Annotated in this window: 20 protein-coding genes; 8 read left to right on the forward strand and 12 right to left on the reverse strand. The window is 60.8% G+C overall.

Translation table 11 applies throughout. The annotated features are described in order from the left end of the window. The 3 genes from AO064_RS19920 to AO064_RS19930 form a co-directional block, all read right to left on the reverse strand. Window positions 1-2,517 carry a fimbria/pilus outer membrane usher protein gene (locus tag AO064_RS19920; RefSeq protein ID WP_064054386.1) on the reverse strand — a complete coding sequence of 839 codons (2,517 nt, stop codon included), beginning with the start codon at window positions 2,515-2,517 and terminating at the stop codon, window positions 1-3. Window positions 2,518-2,524: 7 nt separating this feature from the next. Next, window positions 2,525-3,217 carry a fimbria/pilus chaperone family protein gene (locus tag AO064_RS19925; protein ID WP_082893965.1) on the reverse strand — a complete coding sequence of 231 codons (693 nt, stop codon included), beginning with the start codon at window positions 3,215-3,217 and terminating at the stop codon, window positions 2,525-2,527. A gap of 139 nt (window positions 3,218-3,356) precedes the next feature. Continuing rightward, the gene (locus tag AO064_RS19930) at window positions 3,357-4,007 is read right to left on the reverse strand and encodes a DUF1120 domain-containing protein (RefSeq protein ID WP_064054400.1); all 651 of its coding nucleotides are present in this window, start codon (window positions 4,005-4,007) and stop codon (window positions 3,357-3,359) included. Between the two features lie 443 nt (window positions 4,008-4,450). Here AO064_RS19930 and ppx point away from each other — a divergent pair, with 443 nt between their 5' ends. Further along, a complete protein-coding gene (gene ppx / locus AO064_RS19935; RefSeq protein WP_015886469.1) occupies window positions 4,451-5,953 on the forward strand; it encodes an exopolyphosphatase in 1,503 nt (500 codons plus the stop codon). 221 nt (window positions 5,954-6,174) lie between these two features. Here the strand turns inward: ppx and ppk1 are convergent, their stop codons facing one another. Both ppk1 and hemB read right to left on the reverse strand, forming a co-directional pair. After that, complete coding sequence (ppk1, locus tag AO064_RS19940; RefSeq protein ID WP_064054387.1) at window positions 6,175-8,397, reverse strand: polyphosphate kinase 1; 2,223 nt, start codon at window positions 8,395-8,397, stop codon at window positions 6,175-6,177. Between the two features lie 18 nt (window positions 8,398-8,415). After that, window positions 8,416-9,429 (reverse strand): porphobilinogen synthase, encoded by a 1,014-nt coding sequence (gene hemB, locus AO064_RS19945; protein ID WP_064054388.1) that lies wholly within the window; start codon window positions 9,427-9,429, stop codon window positions 8,416-8,418. Window positions 9,430-9,636: 207 nt separating this feature from the next. On the opposite strand from hemB, the gene AO064_RS19950 reads away from it, so the two are divergent. After that, a complete protein-coding gene (locus AO064_RS19950) occupies window positions 9,637-10,272 on the forward strand; it encodes a DedA family protein (RefSeq protein ID WP_015886472.1) in 636 nt (211 codons plus the stop codon). On the opposite strand, the gene AO064_RS19955 is transcribed toward AO064_RS19950, so the two are convergent. Beyond that, a complete protein-coding gene (locus AO064_RS19955; protein ID WP_015886473.1) occupies window positions 10,253-11,488 on the reverse strand; it encodes a sterol desaturase family protein in 1,236 nt (411 codons plus the stop codon). The genes AO064_RS19950 and AO064_RS19955 overlap by 20 nt on opposite strands. Before the next feature lie 116 nt (window positions 11,489-11,604). Between AO064_RS19955 and elbB the strand changes: the two genes are divergently transcribed. After that, complete coding sequence (elbB, locus tag AO064_RS19960) at window positions 11,605-12,270, forward strand: isoprenoid biosynthesis glyoxalase ElbB (protein ID WP_064054389.1); 666 nt, start codon at window positions 11,605-11,607, stop codon at window positions 12,268-12,270. Window positions 12,271-12,521: 251 nt separating this feature from the next. Here the strand turns inward: elbB and AO064_RS19965 are convergent, their stop codons facing one another. After that, window positions 12,522-12,977 (reverse strand): YaiI/YqxD family protein, encoded by a 456-nt coding sequence (locus AO064_RS19965; protein ID WP_064054390.1) that lies wholly within the window; start codon window positions 12,975-12,977, stop codon window positions 12,522-12,524. Between the two features lie 2 nt (window positions 12,978-12,979). Further along, window positions 12,980-14,875 (reverse strand): FTR1 family protein, encoded by a 1,896-nt coding sequence (locus AO064_RS19970; protein ID WP_064054391.1) that lies wholly within the window; start codon window positions 14,873-14,875, stop codon window positions 12,980-12,982. 288 nt (window positions 14,876-15,163) lie between these two features. On the opposite strand from AO064_RS19970, the gene AO064_RS19975 reads away from it, so the two are divergent. Genes AO064_RS19975 through AO064_RS19990 form a run of 4 tightly spaced genes read left to right on the forward strand, consistent with a single transcriptional unit; the run spans window position 15,164 to window position 18,307 of the window. After that, complete coding sequence (locus AO064_RS19975; protein ID WP_064054392.1) at window positions 15,164-16,558, forward strand: COG3014 family protein; 1,395 nt, start codon at window positions 15,164-15,166, stop codon at window positions 16,556-16,558. Between the two features lie 10 nt (window positions 16,559-16,568). Continuing rightward, complete coding sequence (locus AO064_RS19980) at window positions 16,569-16,940, forward strand: YcfL family putative periplasmic lipoprotein (protein ID WP_015886478.1); 372 nt, start codon at window positions 16,569-16,571, stop codon at window positions 16,938-16,940. 35 nt (window positions 16,941-16,975) lie between these two features. Then, entirely contained in the window at window positions 16,976-17,563 is a 588-nt protein-coding gene (gene lpoB, locus AO064_RS19985; protein WP_015886479.1) for a penicillin-binding protein activator LpoB, read from the forward strand. A 3-nt stretch (window positions 17,564-17,566) separates the two neighbouring features. Continuing rightward, entirely contained in the window at window positions 17,567-18,307 is a 741-nt protein-coding gene (locus AO064_RS19990) for a hypothetical protein (protein WP_064054393.1), read from the forward strand. 80 nt (window positions 18,308-18,387) lie between these two features. Here AO064_RS19990 and AO064_RS19995 read toward each other — a convergent pair whose 3' ends face one another. From AO064_RS19995 to AO064_RS20005, 3 genes are all read right to left on the reverse strand, one after another. Beyond that, entirely contained in the window at window positions 18,388-19,020 is a 633-nt protein-coding gene (locus AO064_RS19995; RefSeq protein ID WP_015886481.1) for a LysE family transporter, read from the reverse strand. Window positions 19,021-19,106: 86 nt separating this feature from the next. Beyond that, window positions 19,107-19,679 carry a mechanosensitive ion channel family protein gene (locus AO064_RS20000; protein ID WP_015886482.1) on the reverse strand — a complete coding sequence of 191 codons (573 nt, stop codon included), beginning with the start codon at window positions 19,677-19,679 and terminating at the stop codon, window positions 19,107-19,109. After that, window positions 19,679-21,589 (reverse strand): ATP-binding cassette domain-containing protein, encoded by a 1,911-nt coding sequence (locus AO064_RS20005; protein ID WP_015886483.1) that lies wholly within the window; start codon window positions 21,587-21,589, stop codon window positions 19,679-19,681. The genes AO064_RS20000 and AO064_RS20005 overlap by 1 nt, the downstream gene beginning before the upstream one ends. A gap of 50 nt (window positions 21,590-21,639) precedes the next feature. Between AO064_RS20005 and AO064_RS20010 the strand changes: the two genes are divergently transcribed. Further along, window positions 21,640-22,107, forward strand: a complete 468-nt coding sequence (locus AO064_RS20010; RefSeq protein ID WP_064054394.1) for a TIGR02444 family protein — start codon at window positions 21,640-21,642, stop codon at window positions 22,105-22,107. On the opposite strand, the gene AO064_RS30965 is transcribed toward AO064_RS20010, so the two are convergent. Beyond that, on the reverse strand, window positions 22,104-22,571 hold a 468-nt coding region (locus AO064_RS30965), incomplete at its 5' end, for a hypothetical protein (RefSeq protein WP_208602914.1). The two genes, AO064_RS20010 and AO064_RS30965, sit on opposite strands and share 4 nt — an antisense overlap.

Here is a 22,571-nt window from a genome sequence, read left to right on the forward strand (position 1 = left end):
TCAGCGAACATGGCATACCACGGGTGCGGTTTCGTAGAGTTGGTCATCGTCAGGCTCTTGCTCCGGGTTGACTTGCAGCAGGCAGGATTGCGAATCCGGCAATGAAACCTTCAGGGCTTGCGGCCCATCGATGTTGCTGAGGAAAATCATGCCCTCACCCACCACGCTGGTTACAAAGTTGTTGTCCTGGCCAAACACAGCAGCCCCTTGAGGCAAGGGCCGACCTTGTTCATCCTGAGCTTCAAGCAACAGGCGACGGACTTTCACCACATCAAAGTTGAGAATATTGACTGAACCCCGACCAGCGGCGAGCACCTTGGTCCCGTTCTTCAAGTCGACGCGCTTGGGCAGCGACTGGGTCTGCACCTGCAGATGGTTGTTGCTGTAGGCCTGCAGCCCGGGGATCACGGCCTGACCGCTGAAATCGGTCCATACCGGTCCTTGGGGCGTCGAGACCTTTGCCGCACCGATATCGCCCACCGAGACAATGCCAAAGGTGTCCTGCACCGCATACGGCGAGAAGGTCACGCCGTGCTCATGGGCCACGATGCCGCCTTGCAGTTGGCCGGAATAGTTGGTGTTCGACGGGTCACGGTCGACGCCCAGGCTCACGCGGGTATAGAGCGGCAGGATGTCCACACGGCCACGCACGCTTTGCTCTCGTTCTTTCAGGTCCCGATCAACACCGACCTCGTAGTTCACATAGTCGTTGACCCGCTCGCTGAGGGCGGTGCCGGCATCCAGCCGGTCACCTCGACGACTGACGTAAGCGCTCACACGCCGATCATCGCCGAGCGGCACCGTGACCTGCAGCCGGACAGACGTGCCCTCGTCCAGCCGCTCGTCACGGCGACCGCCCCGAACCGGGTCCAGGCGCCGAGGCTCGGTCGCACCTACCTGAGCGTCGGCGATCAGGGCTACCCCCACGCCGTTGAAGGTGTTATTCCACGAGGCAAAGAGGTGATCGTTGGAGTGCCCGTCAAATTGCGAGTTACGTGTGAAGCCGAGGGAGAAACCACCCAGGGACGGGTCCGCCCAGCTCAAACCTGCCGTGTACTGGCGCTTGAAACGCGCATCCAGATCGTACCCTCGCGACGCCTGGCCGGCGTCCAGTACTTCCCGGTAGCCGCGGCTCTGTGCCGAGGCACTCAGGTTGATATCAAGGTTGGCAAATAACGGAGTCCCCAAAGACAGCGTGCTACGTGCGCCTCCCACCTCATCTTGAGCATCACGGGACAGGTTATGCCGCACACCCACGGTCACCTGGTGGAAAAATACACTGCTCAGGGAGCCGCCTGCCGATTGGTACTCATCGGTACTCAGCAGACCGAAGCCCAACGATGAACGCTGGCCCAATCCCCAGGTGCCGCTGCCCATGGCGACCACAGGGGACTCCCGGTTGTCGAGGGACGTCTCACGCACCTTGCCGAGGGAAAAATAGTACCCCGGCTCCACCGGCGCTCCACCACGAAAGGAAGCAGCGGGCACCACGAAACTGCGCTTGGCCCCACGCACGTCAATCACGCTCACGTCGAGGTCGCTGGTGCTGTTCAGCAATGGCAAACCGGTGAGCCTGAACGGACCTTCCGGCACCAGGGTGGAGTGGATCAATGCGCCCGATTGACGGACTTCGACCCGAGACTGGCTTTGAGCCAGCCCTTCCACCACGACGTTGCTGTCGCCCGCGCCGGTGCGCTGCTGGCCATCCGGGGAGAACTGCAAGCCCGTCAGTTGCACACCGCCAAATATCGGGTTGTTGCTGGAAATCTGCCCCACTTGGAAGGTCGACTGCAACGCCGCGATATCACGCTGGGCATAAGCATTCACCTGCTCGGTGCGCGTCTTGCCATTGTCGGACACATAAAACTGGCGACTGCGGACAATCCAATTACCCAGGTTGAAACCCGCCTCCGTATAGGCCGATACGAAGCGACTTGGCCCACCGCGCGAGTGGGTATCGAAACCCAATATGTCGTAGTTAAAGAGGGCTGCCGCGCCCCCCTGGGAAAAATTCCCGGTCTCCCACTCGGGCTCGCGCAGGGACTGCGTGGGCACCACCAGGGTGATCTCATCGCTGCTGGGGCGTAGCCGCACCATGGTCGCCGGGTATTCCCCGACGAAGTCATGGCAGGCCTGGTCAGGTGTGATGCCCTCGCGCAGAACCCTGGACGGGGTGACCAGACCGGCCTTTGCCAGTAACGCAGGGGTGAAGCACAGTTGGCCCTGGTAATCGAAACGTGCGTCAACCAACCCCAGCGGGGTGCCATTGACTCGCAGCCCGACCACATGGACACCTTCGCGAAAGCGCGCGGCGCTACGAAAGTATTCCGACACCTGTGGATCAATGCCAAGGGAGGTCAACGCAGCCAGATCAAAACCTTCCCCCAGCCCGACCGCTGCGCTGGTACCGGGCAGACTCCACAGCGTCGCAAGCCCCAGCAGAATCCTGGAACGCGCCTGGGAAACATTGCTCGGCACACTATTGGCAGAGCGACGGGTATGCCTGATCTTCTTCATAGGCCCGTCAATCCGCATCAGCCGTAACGGGTGCGCGGTAGGTATCCACCGTAAACCCGTAGACCGTGGCCGGTTGAATCCCCACGGCGACCACGCCCGCCACCGAGCCTGCCGATGCAAGCGTCAGCACTTCACCCGGCAGGATGTAGGTTCGCGGCAACGTTGCAACGCTTGCCTGCGGATGCAGTTGTACTTCCATCCCCAGGCGTACGACGTAAGCGCTGTTGTTGTGGACCCTCAACTGATCCCCTTCACGCTTCCATGTCAGCAACTGCCAGGGCGCGTCATGCTTCGGCAAGCCTTTAGGGTGCAGGATCAAGGGCAGGCTCTGGCGCAGGGTGATACCAATGGTCGCACCGCCAGGTGCACGTGCCTCGGGAATACCTTCAAAGGAAACCCGTTTCAGGCGCTGGGTCTTGAGCGGTTTCTTCGTGGTACTGATGAAGCGAACAAGTTGGGTGTCGCCCGCTTCGACCCGAGTAATCGGGGGCGTTACGATCAACAAGGGTTCCAGGTCTTCGGGTATGTTTTGTATGACCGAATGGAGCAACGCAGGGCCAAGGTCGGTATTTTTAACATTAAGCGTCGCCTCACCCTCTTCTTCATTCAGAATGACAACGGTTGTTTCGGGCTGCATTCCGTCTGCGACTGCCGAACCACACCACAAGAGGCACAAGCCTATATAGCGCAGCAACGACATAACCATTATTGATAGAGCATTCACCGATTTTCCCCACAGCCATAAAGTCAAACACCGACAAACGCACACGTTAAAACAGCCGACATTTAACAAAGATAGGTCAGTACCTTTGCGTTAATGCCGGCCGTTAATGACGTACTTAGATGTAATCCACTGACAGACTGGTGCGACCATCCAACGTTACATCGCGGGTCAGGTCCAGATCCTGCGTGCGGTTGATAACGGCTTGCACTTCAAGTGTGCCCGTAAGACTGGTGACGGATGCAGGTACCACACTGGTACCGCTACGCCACGAATACTGGGCGGGTGATTGGGCGACTTTACCGTCACTGTTCTGCCAGGCAGCGCCCGAACTGCTGCGCATGATAGGGCTCAGGGTCCCGCTGGACGATTGCAGATTTTTGAGAGTGACGGAGTACCCACCGGTACGCTTGCTATTGGCGAGACCCAGGCCGTAGTTCTGCGCCTCGGTGAACCCGGCACCGAGGATGCCTGTCACCTTGCTGGCGGATTGCAGGTCACTCAGCGCCACTCGGAACTGCGCTGGGGTTTGGCCGCAACTGATGCTCAAGCCGACCGTTTTCGCTGCAAGAGAAGTGAACTGCGTCGGCGACAAGCTTGCGGCGGGAATTGTCTGGTAATCAACGATGCCGCCACCGGCGAGGCTAAGGTTGCAAGCCACCGGTTTGATAGTCCCGCGTACAATCAGTTCAGCAACATTCGTTGCATGAGCCCCGATACTCGCGACCAGGCAAAGAGTCCCCACTGTCACACCAAGCATTTTTTTCATAGTCAACCTGTCATCTGTAATGAGTCGGTGCATTCACGAAGGCCGAACATTCCGACCCTAAATAAATAACACCACGGCGTAATTGCCGGATGACAGTCTGTCGTTTTGGTACCTGCTTAAAGAATCAGATTAGACGCCAGTCATTGTGGGAACCGTAAAAACAAATAGTGAGCCAAGCCAAAACACCAAGTAGGCGTAAATACAAAACCAATAAGTTATTAATCGCTCCCTTGTAGGCAAAATCATAAACAGCAAAATGACAACAAAAGGTTAATAACTCCTACAAAAGTGAAGCTCTATTCAAGGGTGGTTTAGAAACCGCCCTACATTACCTACAAGAATTCCTCACAGACACCTACATGAAAATTACCGAAGCCGTACGCGTTGGCACCAAAGGTCGATCGTGGCACGATGGCTGGGTTATCGACCGAGACCCCCTAACCATGCCGCAATCCCAAGCCAAGAATCTGTCCCTGATCGCCGCCATCGACCTGGGCTCGAACAGCTTTCACATGGTCGTGGCCAAGGCCCAGAACGGCGAAATCCGCATCCTTGAGCGGCTCGGCGAAAAAGTGCAACTGGCTGCCGGAATCGACGATGAGCGCCAACTCAATGAAGAATCCATGCAACGCGGGCTTGATTGTCTCAAGCGCTTTGCCCAACTGATCAACGGCATGCCCCTGGGCGCCGTGCGAATCGTCGGCACCAACGCCCTGCGTGAAGCCCGTAACCGCGGCGAATTCATCCGGCGCGCTGAGGAGATCCTCGGGCATCCGGTAGAAGTCATCTCCGGCCGTGAAGAAGCGCGCCTGATCTACCTCGGCGTGTCCCACACCCTGGCTGACACCCCTGGCAAACGCCTGGTCGCCGACATCGGCGGCGGCAGCACCGAATTCATCATTGGCCAGCGCTTCGAGCCGCTGCTGCGCGAAAGCCTGCAGATGGGCTGCGTCAGCTACACCCAACGCTATTTCAAGGATGGCAAGATCACCCCGGCGCGCTATGCCCAGGCCTACACGGCGGCGCGACTGGAGATCATGAGCATCGAGCACGCCCTGCACCGCCTGACCTGGGATGAAGCCATCGGTTCGTCCGGCACCATCCGCGCCATCGGCCTGGCCCTGAAGGCCGGCGGCCATGGCACCGGCGAGGTCAACGCCGAAGGCCTGGCGTGGCTCAAGCGCAAACTGTTCAAGCTGGGGGATGCAGAAAAAATCGACTTCGACGGCATCAAGCCTGACCGTCGTACTATCTTCCCCGCCGGCCTGGCGATTCTCGAAGCGATCTTCGACGCCCTCGAACTTCAGCGCATGGACCACTGCGACGGCGCCCTGCGCGAAGGCGTGCTCTACGACCTGCTGGGGCGTCACCATCACGAAGACGTGCGGGAGCGCACGCTCACCTCGTTGATGGAGCGCTACCACGTCGATCTGGAACAAGCCGCCCGCGTGGAACGCAAAGCGCTGCACGCCTTCGACCAGGTGGCCGAGGATTGGGACTTGGAAGACGGTGTATGGCGCGAGCTGCTGGGCTGGGCCGCCAAGGTGCATGAAGTGGGCCTGGATATCGCCCACTACCATTACCACAAGCACGGCGCCTACCTGATCGAGCATTCGGACCTGGCGGGTTTCTCCCGGGAAGACCAGCAGATGCTCGCCCTGTTGGTGCGCGGCCATCGCCGCAACATCCCCAGGGACAAGTTCGCTGAATTCGGTGACGAAGGCATCAAGCTGATTCGCCTGTGCGTGCTGCTGCGCTTTGCGATCCTGTTCCACCACATTCGTGGCACCCAGGAAATGCCTCAGGTAACCCTGCGCGCCGACGGCGACAGCCTGGACGTGGTGTTCCCGAAAGGCTGGCTGGATGAGAACCAGCTGACCCAGGCGGATTTTGGCCAGGAAGCGGAGTGGCTGACGCGGGTGGGGTTCAGCCTTAATTTGCGCTGATGAACACCGCAAACAACTGTGTGAGCGGGCCTGTTGTAGCGAGCGGGCTTGCGTGGTGAGCGGGCTTGCCCCGCGCTGGGCTGCGAAGCGGCCCCAATAAAAACGCCGCATTCTGTCAGACAGAATGCGGCGTTTCGTTTTAGGGCTGCTTCGCAGCCCAGCGCGGGGCAAGCCCGCTCACTACACAAGCCTGCTACCACATGGGGTCGCGTTAGCCTGGATTAATTCACCGACAGGATCGGGCTACCCAACTTCTCCAACAGCGTCGCCTGCGCACTGCGCGGGTTCTGGTTGCCGGTCGGTGTGTTGCGCACGTAGCGGCCGTCCGACTGCAGGCTCCAGCTGTGGGTGTTGTCGGTCAGGTAGCTTTCCAGCTCCTTCTTGACCCGCATGATCAGCTTCTTGCCTTCCACCGGGAAGCAAGTCTCCACACGCTTATCGAGGTTGCGCTCCATCCAGTCGGCGCTGGAGAGGAACATCTGCTCCTCGCCGCCGTTGAGGAAGTAGAACACCCGTGTGTGTTCCAGGAAGCGGCCGATGATCGAGCGCACATGAATGTTGTGCGACACCCCGACAATGCCCGGACGCAGGCAGCACATGCCACGCACCACCAGGTCGATACGCACGCCGGACTGGCTGGCCTTGTACAGCGCGCGGATGATCTTCGGATCGGTCAGCGAGTTGAACTTGGCAATAATGTGCGCAGGTTTGCCCTCCAAGGCGAACTGGGTTTCGCGGGCAATCATGTCGAGCATGCCCTTCTTGAGGGTGAACGGCGCGTGCAGCAGCTTCTTCATGCGCAAGGTCTTGCCCATGCCGATCAACTGGCTGAACAACTTGCCGACGTCTTCACACAAGGCATCGTCGGACGTCAGCAGGCTGTAGTCGGTGTAGAGCTTGGCGTTGCCGGCGTGATAGTTGCCGGTGCCCAAGTGGGCGTAACGCACGATCTCACCGGCTTCACGGCGCAGGATCAGCATCATCTTGGCGTGAGTCTTGAAGCCCACGACGCCGTAGATCACCACCGCACCCGCCGCCTGCAGACGGCTGGCCAGCTGCAGGTTGGATTCTTCGTCGAACCGCGCACGCAACTCGATCACCGCAGTGACTTCCTTGCCGTTACGCGCGGCGTCGACCAAGGCGTCGACAATTTCCGAGTTGGCGCCGGAACGGTACAGGGTTTGGCGTACGGCCAAGACGTGCGGGTCCTTGGCAGCCTGGCGCAGCAGGTCGACCACCGGGGTGAAGGACTCGAACGGGTGCAGCAACAGGATGTCCTGCTTGCTCACCACACTGAAAATGTTCTCGCTGTTTTGGAGCAGCTTCGGGATCTGCGGGGTGAACGGCGTGTATTGCAGCTCCGGGTGGCTGTCCAGGCCGGTGATGCTGAACAGGCGCGTCAGGTTCACCGGGCCATTGACCTGGTAAAGCTCGGACTCGGACAGGTTGAACTGCTTGAGCAGGTAGTCCGACAGGTGTTTGGGGCAGGTGTCGGCCACTTCCAGGCGCACCGCGTCGCCGTAGCGCCGCGAGAACAGCTCACCGCGCAGGGCACGGGCCAAGTCTTCGACGTCTTCGGAATCCAGCGCCAGGTCGGCGTTACGGGTCAGGCGGAATTGGTAGCAGCCCTTCACCTTCATGCCCTGGAACAGGTCATCGGCGTGCGCATGGATCATCGACGACAGGAATACATAGTTATCGCCAGCGCCCCCCACCTCTTCGGGTACCTTGATGATCCGTGGCAACAGGCGCGGCGCCGGGATGATCGCCAGGCCGGAGTCGCGACCGAAGGCGTCGATACCTTCCAGCTCCACGATGAAGTTGAGGCTCTTGTTCACGAGCAACGGGAACGGGTGCGTCGGGTCGAGGCCGATCGGGGTGATGATCGGGGAAATCTCGTCACGGAAGTAACGGCGCACCCAGGTCTTGATCTTGGTGGTCCAGTGACGGCGGCGGATGAAGCGGACCTGATGTTTTTCCAGTTCCGGCAACAGGATGTCATTGAGGATCGCGTACTGGCGGTCCACATGGCCGTGTACCAGCTCGCTGATGCGTGCCAGGGCCTGGTGAGGCTGCAGGCCATCGGCGCCGGCTTGCTCGCGGGCAAAGGTGATCTGCTTCTTGAGGCCGGCGACGCGGATCTCGAAGAACTCGTCCAGGTTGCTGGAGAAGATCAGCAGGAACTTCAGCCGTTCCAGCAACGGATAGGACTCATCCAGCGCCTGCTCCAGCACGCGGATGTTGAATTGCAGTTGTGACAGCTCGCGGTGGATGTACAGGCTGCTGTCATCCAGGTTGGTCACGGCGACCACCGGGGCCGGTACGGGCGGCTCGGTGACCACGACCGGCGCGGCAGGCTCGTGCTCCGGCGGGGTCTCGCTGACCTGTTCAACCACCGGGTGAGCGTCTTTTACGGCAACTTCTGTGAGTCCTTCGGTATTCATCGAGTGTTCCTGTGAGGGCTATTGTTGCTCTCTAAGCAATTGGGCGGCGCGGGCGGCGAAGTAAGTCAGGATGCCATCAGCCCCGGCGCGTTTAAAGGCTGTCAGGGATTCAAGAATCACCCCTTCACTCAGCCATCCATTCTGTATTGCAGCCATGTGCATCGCGTATTCGCCGCTGACCTGATAGACGAAAGTCGGCACTTTGAATTCTTCTTTGACCCGGTAAAGGATGTCCAGGTAAGGCATCCCCGGCTTGACCATCACCATGTCAGCGCCTTCGGCCAGGTCGGCCGCCACTTCGTGCAGGGCTTCATGGCTGTTGGCCGGGTCCATCTGGTACGAAGCCTTGTTGGCCTTGCCCAGGTTCAGCGCCGAGCCCACCGCATCGCGGAACGGGCCGTAATAGGCGCTGGCGTACTTGGCCGAGTAGGCCATGATCCGCACGTTGACGTGACCGGCCAGCTCCAGGGCTTCGCGGATCGCCTGGATGCGGCCGTCCATCATGTCCGACGGTGCAACCACCTGGGCGCCTGCCGCTGCGTGGGACAACGCCTGCTTTACCAGCGCGTCGACAGTGATGTCGTTCTGAACATAGCCGTCTTCGTCAAGAATGCCATCCTGCCCATGGGTGGTGAACGGGTCCAACGCCACGTCGGTGATCACCCCAAGCTCCGGGAACCGCTCGCGCAAGGCACGGGTGGCGCGCTGTGCGATCCCGTCCGGATTCCAGGCTTCGGCAGCATCCAAAGACTTGAGTTCAAGCGGCGTGACCGGGAACAGCGCCAATGCCGGAATCCCCAGCTCGACCCAAGCGGCGGCTTCTTCAAGCAGCAGGTCAATGGTCAAGCGCTCCACACCGGGCATCGAAGCCACTGCTTCGCGACGATTTTCACCGTCCAGCACAAACACCGGCAGGATCAGATCGTTGGTCGTCAGCACGTTTTCACGTACCAGGCGACGAGAGAAATCATCTCGACGATTGCGACGCAGACGGGTGGCGGGAAACAGGCGATTGGCAGGGGTAAAGCTCACGACAGACTCCTGAGCCCGGGTTCACGGGCGAGCGTTGCAGTTATAAGCGGCCATTATGACGAAGGTATGACAGTTGTGCTTAACGATGCGACCTGTAGTCGCATTCGTCATTTCCGTAGGAATTGTTCACTTCGTGACACATCTCGATACTTTCATGAATCTTCGTGAAGGCGTAGGCTGCGCGTTCATTTCGCCAGCACCCAGACCATGCTTCAACAATTTCTGCATGACTTCGGTTACTTTGCCCTCTTCCTAGGCACCTTCTTCGAAGGCGAGACCATCTTGGTGCTCGCAGGCTTCCTGGCGTTCCGTGGGTACATGGATATCAACCTGGTGGTCGTGGTTGCCTTTTTCGGCAGCTACGCCGGCGATCAGCTCTGGTATTACATGGGCCGTAAACACGGGCGCAAGCTGTTAGCGCGCAAGCCACGCTGGCAGTTGATGGGCGACAAGGCCCTGGAGCATATCCGCAAACACCCGGATATCTGGGTGCTGAGCTTTCGCTTTGTCTACGGATTGCGCACGGTCATGCCGGTGGCGATCGGCCTTTCCGGCTACCCACCCCTGCGCTACCTGATCCTCAACGGTATTGGAGCCGCGATCTGGGCTGCCGCGCTGGGCGCTGCGGCGTATCACTTCGGTGCCGTACTGGAAGGCATGCTGGGTAGCGTCAAGAAATATGAGCTGTGGGTATTGGGTGCGTTGCTGGTACTGGGCTTCGGCCTGTGGCTGCGCCGCCGCTTCAAGAATGCGCGTATTGCCCGTGAGGCCTGCGCCGAAGCCAAGGCCCGACTGGCCGCCGAACCCGCCCCTGTCGAAGCCCCTAAGACGCCAGTCGAGTAAACCGGCCTCTGCAGCAATAGAGGCCGATCACGCTGAGCAGGCTGTAGCTCAGCAGGCCCAGCCAGCCCAAGTTGCTGGCCGGCCATAGCCCGGTCAACGGCGCCAGCCATACCAGCGGCACATTCAGTGCCAGCCTTAAAAGCTCGGCCTTCCACGCCCACGGCCGGTTCTCCAGGGCCACGCCCAACGTAAACAGCCCCAGCGCCATCGCACTCCAGCCCAGGATCAACGCCGCCGTGGGCAAGCCTTCGCCAACATTCATCAAATAGCTGCCAAAACCTACATACGCCGCAAACTGCAGGGCGATATAGACCTGCTGGCGCACACCCAGCGGGACTTCGAATTTGCGGAACTGGCTCAAGTCATGTTTGGCCAACGGGTACTTGGCCTTCACGTCCGCCGGGCGCCAGCCGGTGCGCATGAACCAGATGCGCAGCTTGTCCCACCGGCTCTCGGTGCGCCGTGCATCACGCCATAACTGTGCATAAAACTGCAGGTTGGCCCACAGCGGATTCCAGCTGGCCAGCGGCGTGGTCACGCCGAAAATCACCGGTTCGTTGTCGTCTTCCTCCTGGAAGGTGCCGAACAGTCGGTCCCAAATAATGAACACCCCGCCGTAGTTACGATCCATGTAGAGAGCGTTCTGTGCATGGTGGGCCCGATGATTGGACGGCGTGACAAAAAACCACTCATACCAGCCGAGCTTCGGCACATGCCGGGTGTGCACCCAAAATTGATACAGCAAATTGAGCGATGCCACGCTGATAAACACCACCAATGGCACGCCAAGTACAGCCAGGGGGAGGTAGAAGATCCAGCTGAGCAGGAAGCCAGTGCTGGTCTGGCGCAGTGCGGTGCTGAGGTTGTAGTCCTCGCTCTGGTGATGCACCGAGTGCGCGGCCCACAGGATGTTGCGCTCGTGGCCCATGCGGTGCAGCCAGTAATAGCAGAAGTCGTAGAACACAAACGCGAACACCCAGGTCCAGACACTTTGGGCAGGCAGTTCGATGACAGCGAGATGCTTGAGGGCGAACGCGTAGGTCAACAGCCCCACACCCTTGGTCAACAACCCCGTGGTCGTCGACAACACCCCGGTGCTGAGGCTGTTGATAGCATCCGCCACCCGGTAGTTGCGCTCGCCGCGCCAACGGTCGGCAAGCAGCTCCACGATGATCAAGACGACGAAAAACGGTACCGCGTAAGGCACAAAGTCCATGGTCTGGTCCGGTCTATTTTTGTTACATCAAGATTAGGTGCAGCGGCGCGAGATCCCATTGGCAACAGATGACAAATTAGTAGACATTTAACGCCAAGAACCCAGGAGAAATGCCCATGAGCAAAAAGATTGCAGTGATCCTTTCCGGCTGCGGCGTGTACGACGGCGCAGAGATTCACGAAAGCGTGATCACCTTGCTGCGCCTGGACCAGCGTGGCGCTCAGGTCCAATGTTTTGCCCCGGATATCGCGCAATTGCACGTGATCAACCACCTCACCGGCGAAGAGATGCCCGAGTCGCGCAATGTACTGGTGGAGTCGGCCCGGATCGCACGGGGTGACGTGAAGGACCTTCGCGACGCCAACGCCGAAGACTTCGATGCGCTGATCGTGCCCGGCGGGTTCGGCGCGGCGAAAAACCTCTCGAACTTTGCCGTTGAAGGCGCCGGCTGCAGCGTAAACCCGCAGGTGCTGGAACTGGCCGAGGCGTTTGCCGAAGCAGGCAAGCCTGTGGGGCTGATCTGCATTTCACCGGCCCTGGCGGCCAAAATCTACGGCCCAGGCGTGACCTGCACCATCGGCAACTGTGCCGACACCGCTGCCGCGCTGGACAAGATGGGCGCTACACACCAGGAATGTGCGGTGGAAGATATCGTCGAAGACACGGCACGCAAACTGGTGAGCACGCCGGCCTATATGCTCGGCAAGAACATCAGCGAGGTCGCGTCGGGGATCAACAAGCTGGTGGACCGGGTGCTGGAACTGACCCACGAGAACGACTGATAGCCCCCTACTGTGGTGAGCGGACTTGTTGTGGTGAGCGGGCTTGCCCCGCGCTGGGTGGCGAAGCCGCCCCAATTCAGCCGACGCGGTGAGTCAGTTAGAACATGATTGCAGGGTTTAGGGCTGCTGCGCAGCCCAGCGCGGGGCAAGCCCGCTCACCACACAAGCCCGCTCACCACAACAAGCCTGACCACCACAACAAGCACCCTCACCAAAACAAGCCTGCTCGGCACAGCTACCCTGCCACAGGGTCAGGCCTGGCGCATTAACCGTGTCAGGATCCGGTCCAACGCATTGGCAAACGCCTGCTTCTCCTTCTCCCCGTGCGGCGGTGGCCCTCCGCCCATCTGGCCTTGCTCACGCAGATCAGTGAACAGGTTGCGCACCGCCAGGCGTTCGCTCATGTTCGCCGGGCTGAACTCCTTGCCGCGTGGGTCAAGGGCCGTGACGCCGTTTTTCACCAAGCGGTCAGCCAGGGGCACATCGCTGCAGATCACCAACTCGCCGGGCACCGCGTGTTCCACCAGGTAGTCATCCGCCGCATCCGGGCCACTGGGCACCACGATCAACTTCACGCAAGAAAAGCTCGGCTTGACCTGGCTCTGACCGGCCACCAGTACCACTTCGAACTGGCGCTTGAGGGCAAACTTCACCACTTGGTCCTTGGCCGCCCGAGGACAAGCGTCGGCATCGATCCACACCCGCATACTTAAGCCATCACCCGGCGCTTCTCGGCCAAACGGCTGCGGCCATACAGCACCACAATCGCCAGGATCGCCACGGCCTGCGCACTCAGCGAGTACGCATCGGCGTGGATGCCCAGCCAGTCGAAGTCAAAGAAGGCGACCGGCCGCGTGCCAAAAATGCCGGCCTCCTGCAACGCCTTCACGCCATGCCCGGCAAACACCACCGACAGTGCACACAACAATGCCGCGTTGATCCCGAAGAACAACGCCAGCGGCAGCTTCGCCGAACCGCGCAGGATCACCCACGCCAGGCCCACCAGCAGCACCAGCGCCGTGGCGCCACCGGCCAACACCGCGTTGTGCCCGGCCGGGCCAGCTTGCAGCCACAGGGTTTCGTAGAACAGGATCACTTCGAACAACTCGCGGTACACCGAGAAGAACGCCAGCATCGCAAAGCCGAACCGCCCGCCGCCGCCCACCAGGCTGCTCTTGATGTAGTCCTGCCAAGCGGCGGCGTGGCGGCGATCGTGCATCCACACGCCGAGCCACAGCACCATCACACTGGCGAACAGGGCTGTGCAGCCTTCAAGCAATTCGCGCTGGGCGCCGCTCACGTCAATCACATACGCCGCCAACGCCCAGGTCGCCAGACCCGCCAACAGCGCCAGGCCCCAACCGACGTTGACGCTGCGCACCGCCGACTGCTGGCCGGTGTTGCGCAGGAACGCGAGGATCGCGGCCAGCACCAGGATCGCTTCCAGGCCTTCGCGCAACAGGATCAGCAAACCGGAGATGTAGCTCAACGACCAACTCAGGCCATCACTGCCCAGCAAGCCGGCAGACTCGGTGAGCTTGCCCTTGGCCACGTCCAGGCGTTGTTGCACCTGCTCTACCGGCAAACCGTCCTGCAACGACTGTCGGTAGGCCATCAGCGCCTTCTCGGTGTCCTTGCGCACGTTGGCGTCAACGTTATCCAGCGAGCTTTCTACCAGCTCGAAACCTTCCAGATACGCGGCCACCGACAGGTCGTAAGCCTGTTCGTGGTCACCCTTTTGGAAAGCCGCCAGGCTCTTGTCCAGCGTGCTGGCGGTGTAGTCCAGCAACTGCGCCGGGCCACGCTTGACCTGCGGCGGTTGCGCACGCTGGGCGCGGAACGTCGCGGCAGCCGCCGGACCGCTGGCGGCCAGCACTTCATTGGGGGTCTGGCGGGCCAGGTCGGCGAGGTTGAACGGTTGCTCGCTTTTCGCAGCGGCCGGGTCGGCGGTGAAGCCGGCGATGTAGGTGGCCAGGTCCCAGCGCTGGCGGTCGTCCAGTTGGTCGGCGAAGGACGGCATGTCAGTGCCTTCGACGCCCAGGCCAAGGGTGTTGTAGATCGCGTAAAGGCTCAAGCGGTCCAGGCGTACGGCGTCCCGCAGGTTGGCGGGCGGCGGCGTCATGCCCACGCTGGCTGGGCCGTCACCGGCGCCAGCAGTGCCGTGGCATACCGAACAATGCTGGGCGTAGAGCGGCGCACCGCGCGTGGGATCAGGGGTGATCGCCGGGGCCTGGCTGACTTCATAGGCCACGGCCAACTGGGCGCCCAATTGACGGGCTTGGCGAGCGACTGCCGCGCCGTCTTGATGGGCAGTTACAGCCGCTAACAGTTCGTCGACGCCCTTGACCAACGCCGCGCGCTCCGGGCGTTGTGGCAGTTCGGCCACCAGGCCCTGCAACACGCCGAGAAACTCCAGTTGTTCGCGGTATTCGGATTCATCGATAACCTTGCCCGCCTCCACCGTCGGAGGATAGTCAGCGCCAATGTAGTCCAGCAAATGTAGGGCTTGTGGGGCGCCCTCGGCAGTCGCGGCCAACAGGTTGAAGCTGCACGACATCAACGCCGGCAATATCAGCCAGGCGAGAAAACGGAAGGGGGCAGTCATGAACGAATCTCAAAGGGCATGAACGAATCTCAAAGGGAAATACGAAGTAACACATTGTTGAGCCTTAATGGGTTTGACTCAAGGCGTAAGTGATTGGGTGTTGGTGGGGGCGGGGCATTTTTAGAAGCGGACTAGTGGCGTTTTGGCGACTTCGTCGGGGCAAAAAGCCATTGTTTTGCCAGTAATGGTGCTTATAATGCCGCGCCCTGTTAGTGCGAAAGGGAATTTCGTTCCTTGTTTTTATGAGGAATGACCACATCGGTTGATACTTTCAGGGAAGAAGTCTGCATGGCATTTCGCGCCTTACCCTCGCTCGCGCTCGCGGCGGTGACCTTGTTGTCCGGCTGCTCGATGTTCCGCAGCTACGATACCGAGCTGCAAGCCACCAATCAGCAATTGGCCACCGGCAATGTCGACGCCGCCCTGACCCTGCTGGAAAAGAACAACACCGGCGACGACAAGGACCTGCTCTATTTCTTCGAAAAGGGCGAGCTGCTGCGTGCCAAGGGTGACTTGACCGGCAGCCAGACCGCCTGGCGCAGCGCCGACCTGCAAGTCTACAAGTGGGAAGAGTCGGTCAAGTTCGACAGCGCCAGGTACCTCGCCCAATTTGGCAGCTTCCTGGCCAATGACAAGGTGCGTCGCTACGAAGGCTATGACTACGAAAAGGTCATGCTGACCACGCAGATGGCCCTGAACCTGCTGGCCCTGAACGACTTCAACGGCGCACGCACCGAAATCAAGAAGACCCATGAACGTGAAGCCGTGATCGCCGACCTGCGGGACAAGGAATACCTCAAGCGCGAGGACGAAGCCCAGCGCGAAGGCGTGACCACCCAGATGAAAGACCTGCGCGGCTACCCGGTGGAAACCCTGGACGCGCCGGAAGTGGTCGGCCTGAAAAACAGCTACCAGAGTGCGTTCAGCCATTACCTGGCTGGCTTTGTCTACGAAGCCCTCGGCGAAAAAGACCTGGCGGCACCCGGCTATCGCAAGGCCGTTGAACTGCGCCCCAACACGCCATTATTGGAAAAGGCCCTGCTGGACCTGGACAAATCCAAGGTCGGCGCCGATGAAACCGACGTGCTGATCGTGGTACAGAGCGGCCTGGCACCGGCCCGCGACTCTATTCGCCTGCCGCTGCCGATCCCGATCAATGGCAACCTGGTGATCACCCCGCTGTCGTTCCCGGTGATCAAGGCTGATACGTCCACCGCAACCTTCGCGCAGATTGGCGTCGACGGCCAGCAACAGAACCTCACTGCACTCAACAGCACCACGGCCATGTCCCGCCGCGCCCTGCGCGATGACATGCCGGGGATCATCCTGCGCACCACCGTGCGTGCGGTCACCCGTGGCGTGGCGCAAAACAACCTGAACAAGACCAACCCCATGGCGGGCCTGGTGCTGGGTATCGCCTCGGCCATCACCGAAGGCGCCGACACCCGCACGTGGCGTACCCTGCCGGACCTGACCCAGGTGACCCGCCTGCGCCTCAAGCATGGCGAGCATCAGGTCAGCCTGCCCAACGCCCTGGGCGGCACGCGGGTGACGGTAAAGGCCGATCAGCGTTATCAGGTCATCACCCTGCGCGTGGTCGGCAACCAGGTATTCGCCGGCGGCCTGGCCGCCCACGTGGAGCCGAACACCGCCAACCAGGCCATCGCCCTCAAACAACCTTAAGGAGCACGTTATGCGTCATTTCATCCTCGGCGCCCTGGCGCTGGTCCTGCTGGCCGGCTGTGCCACCCCGCCGCCGCCGGAGCCTGGCAGCGCCGCGAGCAAAATCGTGGTGATGGGCAAGTTCAAGGGCATCGCGGTCGGTGCCATCCGCGTGGCCCGCGAGAACGGCTTCCTCACCGCCAAGGTTCAGTTGAGCAACATCACCAGCAGCAACCAGATGATGTATTACCGCTTTGCCTGGCTGGGTGCCGACGGCTTCCCGGTGGGCGATGAAGAAACCTGGAAAGTGCTGAACCTGTACGCCAACCAGGCGACCTTCCTGCCTGCGATTGCCAATGTGCCGCAGGCGGCGGACTTCCGTCTTGAAGTGAAAACCCCTTGAGCCGTCCATCCTTTTTGCTGCTGAGAGAATTCCCAATGTTTGCACGCTTCTCGATCCTTGCCGTCGTCGCCGTCCTGGCCAGCGGCTGCGCCAACACCTCCCCGGTACTGGGCGGTAAAAACATCAGCTACGGCGATACCAAGGCAGTGGAACTGGTGACCAATGAGTTCGGTTCCACCGACCTGCAGATGATCGCCGAAAGCATGACCCGCTCCCTGGCTCAGTCCGGCATCCTGCAAGGCCGTCCGGTGGTGCAGGTATACGACGTGAAGAACAAGACCAGTGAGTACATCGACACCCGTGAAATCACCACGTCGATCAAGACCCAACTGATGAAGACCGGCACCGCACGCTTTGCCAGCGACAACACCGACATGCAGAGCCAGGTCGACCAGCTCAAGCTGCAGAACCAGAGCGGCCTGTACAAGAAGTCCACCGTCAGCAAGACCGGCAATATGGTCGCCGCCAAGTACCGCCTGGAAGGCTCCATCAGCTCCATCGTCAAGCGCAGCTCGGACTACAAGGACGTGTTCTACAAATTCAGCCTGCAGCTGATTGACGTCGAGAGCGGCCTGGCCGAATGGATGGACGAAAAAGAAATCCGCAAAACCACGGAGCGCTAAGCAATGCGTGCATGGATCGGCATGATCGGCCTGCTGTGTGCCTTCGGCGCCTCGGCCGCCCCGAAGATCGCGGTGACCGACCTGGCCTACGAGGCGCGGGTCGAGGAATACATCCACCAGGTTTCGGCGAGCAACAACTTCCAGGCCAGCGCTTACCACGCCAGTGGGGCGTCGAACTACAGCGAGTACGAAAGCCGTACCAGCTACATCGAACAGACCGAGCTGCGTAAATTCAGCGGTGATATCAAGGGCGAGATCCTCAAGTCCCGACAGTTCCAACTGGTGCAGGGCACGCCCTACACCGCCGATGCCAAGGGTGACGTCTACGACGTGATCAAACGCATCAAGGCCGGTAATTTCAAGGGCGCCGACTATGTGCTGTTCGGCACACTGTCAGACATCGACTTCACCCAGGACATCAACGCCCTGGACCACACCAACAGCTACTCGGCGGTGCTGGGCCTGACGCTGGTGGCGGATTTCAGCCTGATCAATACGCGCACCTACGAGATCACTTCGGCGTTTACCGCCATGGGTGAAGGCCAGGACACCAAGCTGGTGAACAGCCGTGACGTACGCGTGAGCCTGAACCGGCCGCGCGTGGTGAAGGAAGTGTCGAAAGCCTTGGGTGAAGATGTGGCCCGGCAGTTGGCGGAACAGTTGGGTGGCGGGTATCAAGACCCTGGCCAACCGCCACTGCGCAATAACCTGCCAAGGGATGAAGCGCCGAAGATTCTGCGCTGAGCCTAAGCCTCACAGACAACACAAAACCAAATGTGGGAGGGGGCTTGCCCCCTCCCACATTTTTGATTCAGTTTTTTCAGTTACGCGGTAGCACGATGCAAGCTGGCCAGGAAACCCGCAGCGCCCACAAACAACCCGGCAAACGTGCGGTTCATACGCTTCTGCTGCTTAGGCGTACGCAACAAGCGCAACACCTTCGACGCCAGCCCCGTATAGCCTGCCATCACGACCATGTCGACGCAGATCATCGTCGCGCCCAGGATCAGGTACTGGATCAGCAGCGGCGCCTGCGGGTTCACGAACTGCGGCAGCACCGCCAACATGAATACCAAGGCTTTGGGGTTGCTGGCATTGACCAGAAAGCCCCGGAACATCATCGCCATCGGCTTGCCGATCGGGCGCACCGCCGCGTCATCGGTCATGTCCATGGGCAAGGCGCGCCACTGCTTGATAGCCAGGTACACCAAGTACGCCACGCCAAACCATTTGATCACATAGAAGGCCGTGGACGACGTCGCCAGAATGGCACCCAGGCCGCAAGCAACGACGGCAATCTGCATCGCCAGGCCCAGTTGCAGGCCAATGGCGTTCCAGTAACCACGCAGGAAACCGTATTGCAGGCCGCTGGACATCGAGGCGATGGCGCCGGCGCCAGGGGAAAGGGAGATGATCCAACTGGCCAGGAAAAAGGCCAGCCACGTATCGAGTGCCATTACACACCTCAGGAGGGAGTTTGCTGTTGTGCCTTAAACTAACTCCGCCGACCAAAGAATGGCTATAGATTTTTACAGGATGACTGCTAGCGGTCGCCCGGAAACACATGGGTACCTGGCCAACGTCGCACCGAGCGCTGGAAGAACAAGCTGTTGGGCACTTGCACCATCGCGCTGTCGGTTCCGGCTTCCGCTACTTCGACCAGCGTGGTGTAGAGCAGGTTGATCGCCACGACGCGGCCTTTCACACCCGGTTTGTCGACGGTGTCCACCAACTCGACGATGTCACCCAGGCGAAACGGCCCGACGGTGAAGATCAGAATGGCGCACAGCAGGTTGGAGAGCACCGACCACATGGCGAAGAACGCCACCGCCGCCACCGCGACAAACCCCGACAGCGCCGTCCACAACACCGTTGCAGACACACCCAGGCGACCCAGCACAAAGATCAGCGCACTGCCCATGATCAGCCAGCGCAAGCCACCGCGCAGCGGCATCAACAATTGCGGTGGGAACGGGTAACGCTCACCGAGGCGCGTCAGGCCTTTGGCAACAAAACGCTGGGCGAGGTAGCCGGCCAGCAGAATCAGCAGGATTTGCACGCCGATCCACACGGGTTCGATCCATTGCGCCGGCAGTGGCAGTTGCAACGCTTCCATCAGGACAGCGCCTCCAGCTCCGCTTGCAGGGTTTCCAGCACTTCGAGGGCTTCCATCCAAGTCTCTTCCAATTGCCCTTCGCGGACCTTGAGCTTGGCCTGTTCAGCCAGCAGGTCGCGCAACTCGTCCTTACGGGCGGCTTCGTAGACGGCGCTGTCGCCCAAGCTGGTTTCGATTTTGGCCAGGCGCTCGTGCACCTTGCCCAACTCGGCCTCCAGCTTGTCGGCTTCACGCTTGTGCGGCGCCAATTGTTGGCGCAACGCAGCGGCAGCCTGACGCTGGGCTTTCTTGTCAGTCTTGTCGGGGTTGACCGGGGTATTGCTGACCGGCGCATTGCGCAGGCGGTAATCCGTCAGCCAGCGTGCGTAGTCATCCAGGTCGCCGTCGAATTCTTCGACTTTACCGTCCGCCACCAGCAGGAAATTATCCGTGGTGCTCTTGAGCAAGTGGCGATCGTGAGACACCACCAGTACCGCACCACTGAACTCTTGCAGGGCCATGGTCAGCGCCAGACGCATTTCCAGGTCCAGGTGGTTGGTCGGTTCGTCGAGCAGCAGCAGGTTCGGGCGGTCCCAGGCGATCAACGCCAGGGCCAGGCGGGCTTTTTCGCCGCCGGAGAAATTCAGCACCGGCTCATCGATGCGCGCGCCACGGAAGTCGAAACCACCGAGGAAGTCGCGCAGGGTTTGCTCGCGCTCGGTCGGCGCCAGGCGCTGCAAGTGCAGCAACGGGCTGGCCTTGGCGTCGAGGGAGTCCAACTGGTGCTGGGCGAAGTAGCCCACCACCGTGTTCTCGCCACGGGTCAAGCGCCCGGCCAGGGGCGAAAGCTCACCCGACAGGTTCTTGATCAGCGTCGACTTGCCCGCACCGTTAGGGCCGAGCAAACCGATGCGCGCACCTGGCGTGAGCTGCAGCTTCACTTTTTCCAGGATGGTTTTGTCGCCGTACCCCAAGCGGGCATCTGACAAGTCCAGCAGAGGGCTGGAGATCTTCGCCGACTCACGAAACACAAAGTCGAACGGCGAATCAACGTGGGCCGCCGACAGCTCTTCCATGCGTTCCAGGGCCTTGATCCGGCTCTGGGCCTGGCGGGCCTTGGTGGCCTGGGCCTTGAAACGGGCGATATAGCTTTCCATGTGCGCACGCTGCGCCTGCTGCTTTTCAAAGGCCTGTTGCTGCTGGGCCAGGCGTTCGGCGCGGGCGCGTTCGAATGCGGTGTAGCCGCCCCGGTAGAGCGTGATTTTCTTCTGTTCGACGTGGGCGATGTTGTCGACCACGGCGTCGAGGAAGTCCCGGTCGTGGGAAATCAGCAGCAAGGTGCCCTGATAGTTCTTGAGGAAGTCTTCCAGCCACAGGATCGCATCGAGGTCCAAGTGGTTGGTCGGTTCGTCGAGCAGCAGCAGATCCGAGGGGCACATCAGCGCCTGCGCCAGGTTCAGGCGCATGCGCCAGCCGCCGGAGAAGTCGGCGACCGGGCGGTCCATCTGTTCGTTGGTAAAGCCAAGGCCGGCGAGCATCTTGCGGGCGCGGGCGTCGGCGGTGTAACCGTCGGCGCTGTCGAGTTCCGAGTGCAGGCGGGCCTGAGCGGCGCCATCCTGGGCTTTCTCGGCCTCGGCCAGGTCGTGTTGCACCTGGCGCAGGCGCAGGTCGCCATCGAGCACGTAGTCGATCGCGATGCGGTCCAGGGTGTCGATCTCCTGGCGCATATGGGCGATACGCCAGTCGGCCGGCAGCAAGCAGTCCCCGGAGTCCGGGGTCAGCTCACCCAGCAACAGGGCGAACAACGTGGATTTGCCGGCACCGTTGGCACCGATCAGGCCGGCTTTGTGACCGGCGTGCAGGGTCAGCTCGGCGTCTTCGAGAAGACGTTGCGGGCCACGCTGTAATGTTAGGCTTTGAAGTCGGATCATAATGGCGGCGGAGTCTACCAGCTTCGTTGGCCGCTGGCTTGGGTGTGAATATGTACGCTGACCTGTGGAGCTTTGCCCTCTCGACTTACGCCCGCCCGGACGTCGAAGCCGCTTGCCTGCGCTTGCAGGAGCAAGGGGCGGATGTGTGCCTGTTGCTGTGTGGCGCCTGGCTGGAGCAGCGCGCTGTGACAGTGACCGCCGAGCGCATACAGGCGCTGAAACAAATCGCCAGGCCCTGGCAGGCACAGGTGATCGAGCCGCTACGACGCGTACGCATGCAATGGCGCGCCATGGCGCAGCAGGATGAGGATTTGGCGGGATTACGCGAGCGAGTCAAGGCTTTGGAGCTGGACGCCGAACGGCAGCTGTTGATGCGACTGGAAGCGTTGGCACAAACGTGGCCGACTGGCGAAGCGATGAATCAGCAACTGTGGCTGGAAGGACTGGCGGCTGAGGATGCCGCCAACCTTGACCACGACGCGCTGCAGCGGCTGCGCGTCGTGGCCACCAGCGCTTAGGAAGCGCTGGTTGGGGTGGTGCTTGGCGCTACCGGTGCAGACGTGTTGCTGGCCGGTGCAGTTGGAGCGGTGGACGCTGTCGGGGCGGCAGCAGGTGTTGCTGGCTTGGCCGGTGCGGGTTTTGCGGCAGCGGGTTTGGTAACGGCTGGCTTGGCGGCTGGCTTTGCAGCAGCAGGTTTGGCAGCTGGCTTAGCGGCTGGTTTTGCAGCAGCCGGTTTAGCCACTGGCTTGGCAGCTGGTTTCGCAGCAGCGGTTTTAGCGGCTGGCTTGGCGGCTGGTTTTGCAGCAGCCGGTTTAGCGGCTGGCTTGGCGGCTGGTTTTGCAACAGCCGTTTTAGCAGCTGGCTTGGCAGCTGGTTTCGCAGCAGCGGTTTTAGCGGCTGGCTTGGCAGCTGGTTTCGCAGCAGCGGTTTTAGCGGCTGGCTTGGCGGCTGGTTTTGCAGCAGCCGTTTTAGCAACTGGCTT

Source organism: Pseudomonas marginalis (assembly GCF_001645105.1).
Taxonomy (GTDB): Bacteria; Pseudomonadota; Gammaproteobacteria; order Pseudomonadales; family Pseudomonadaceae; genus Aquipseudomonas; species Aquipseudomonas petroselini.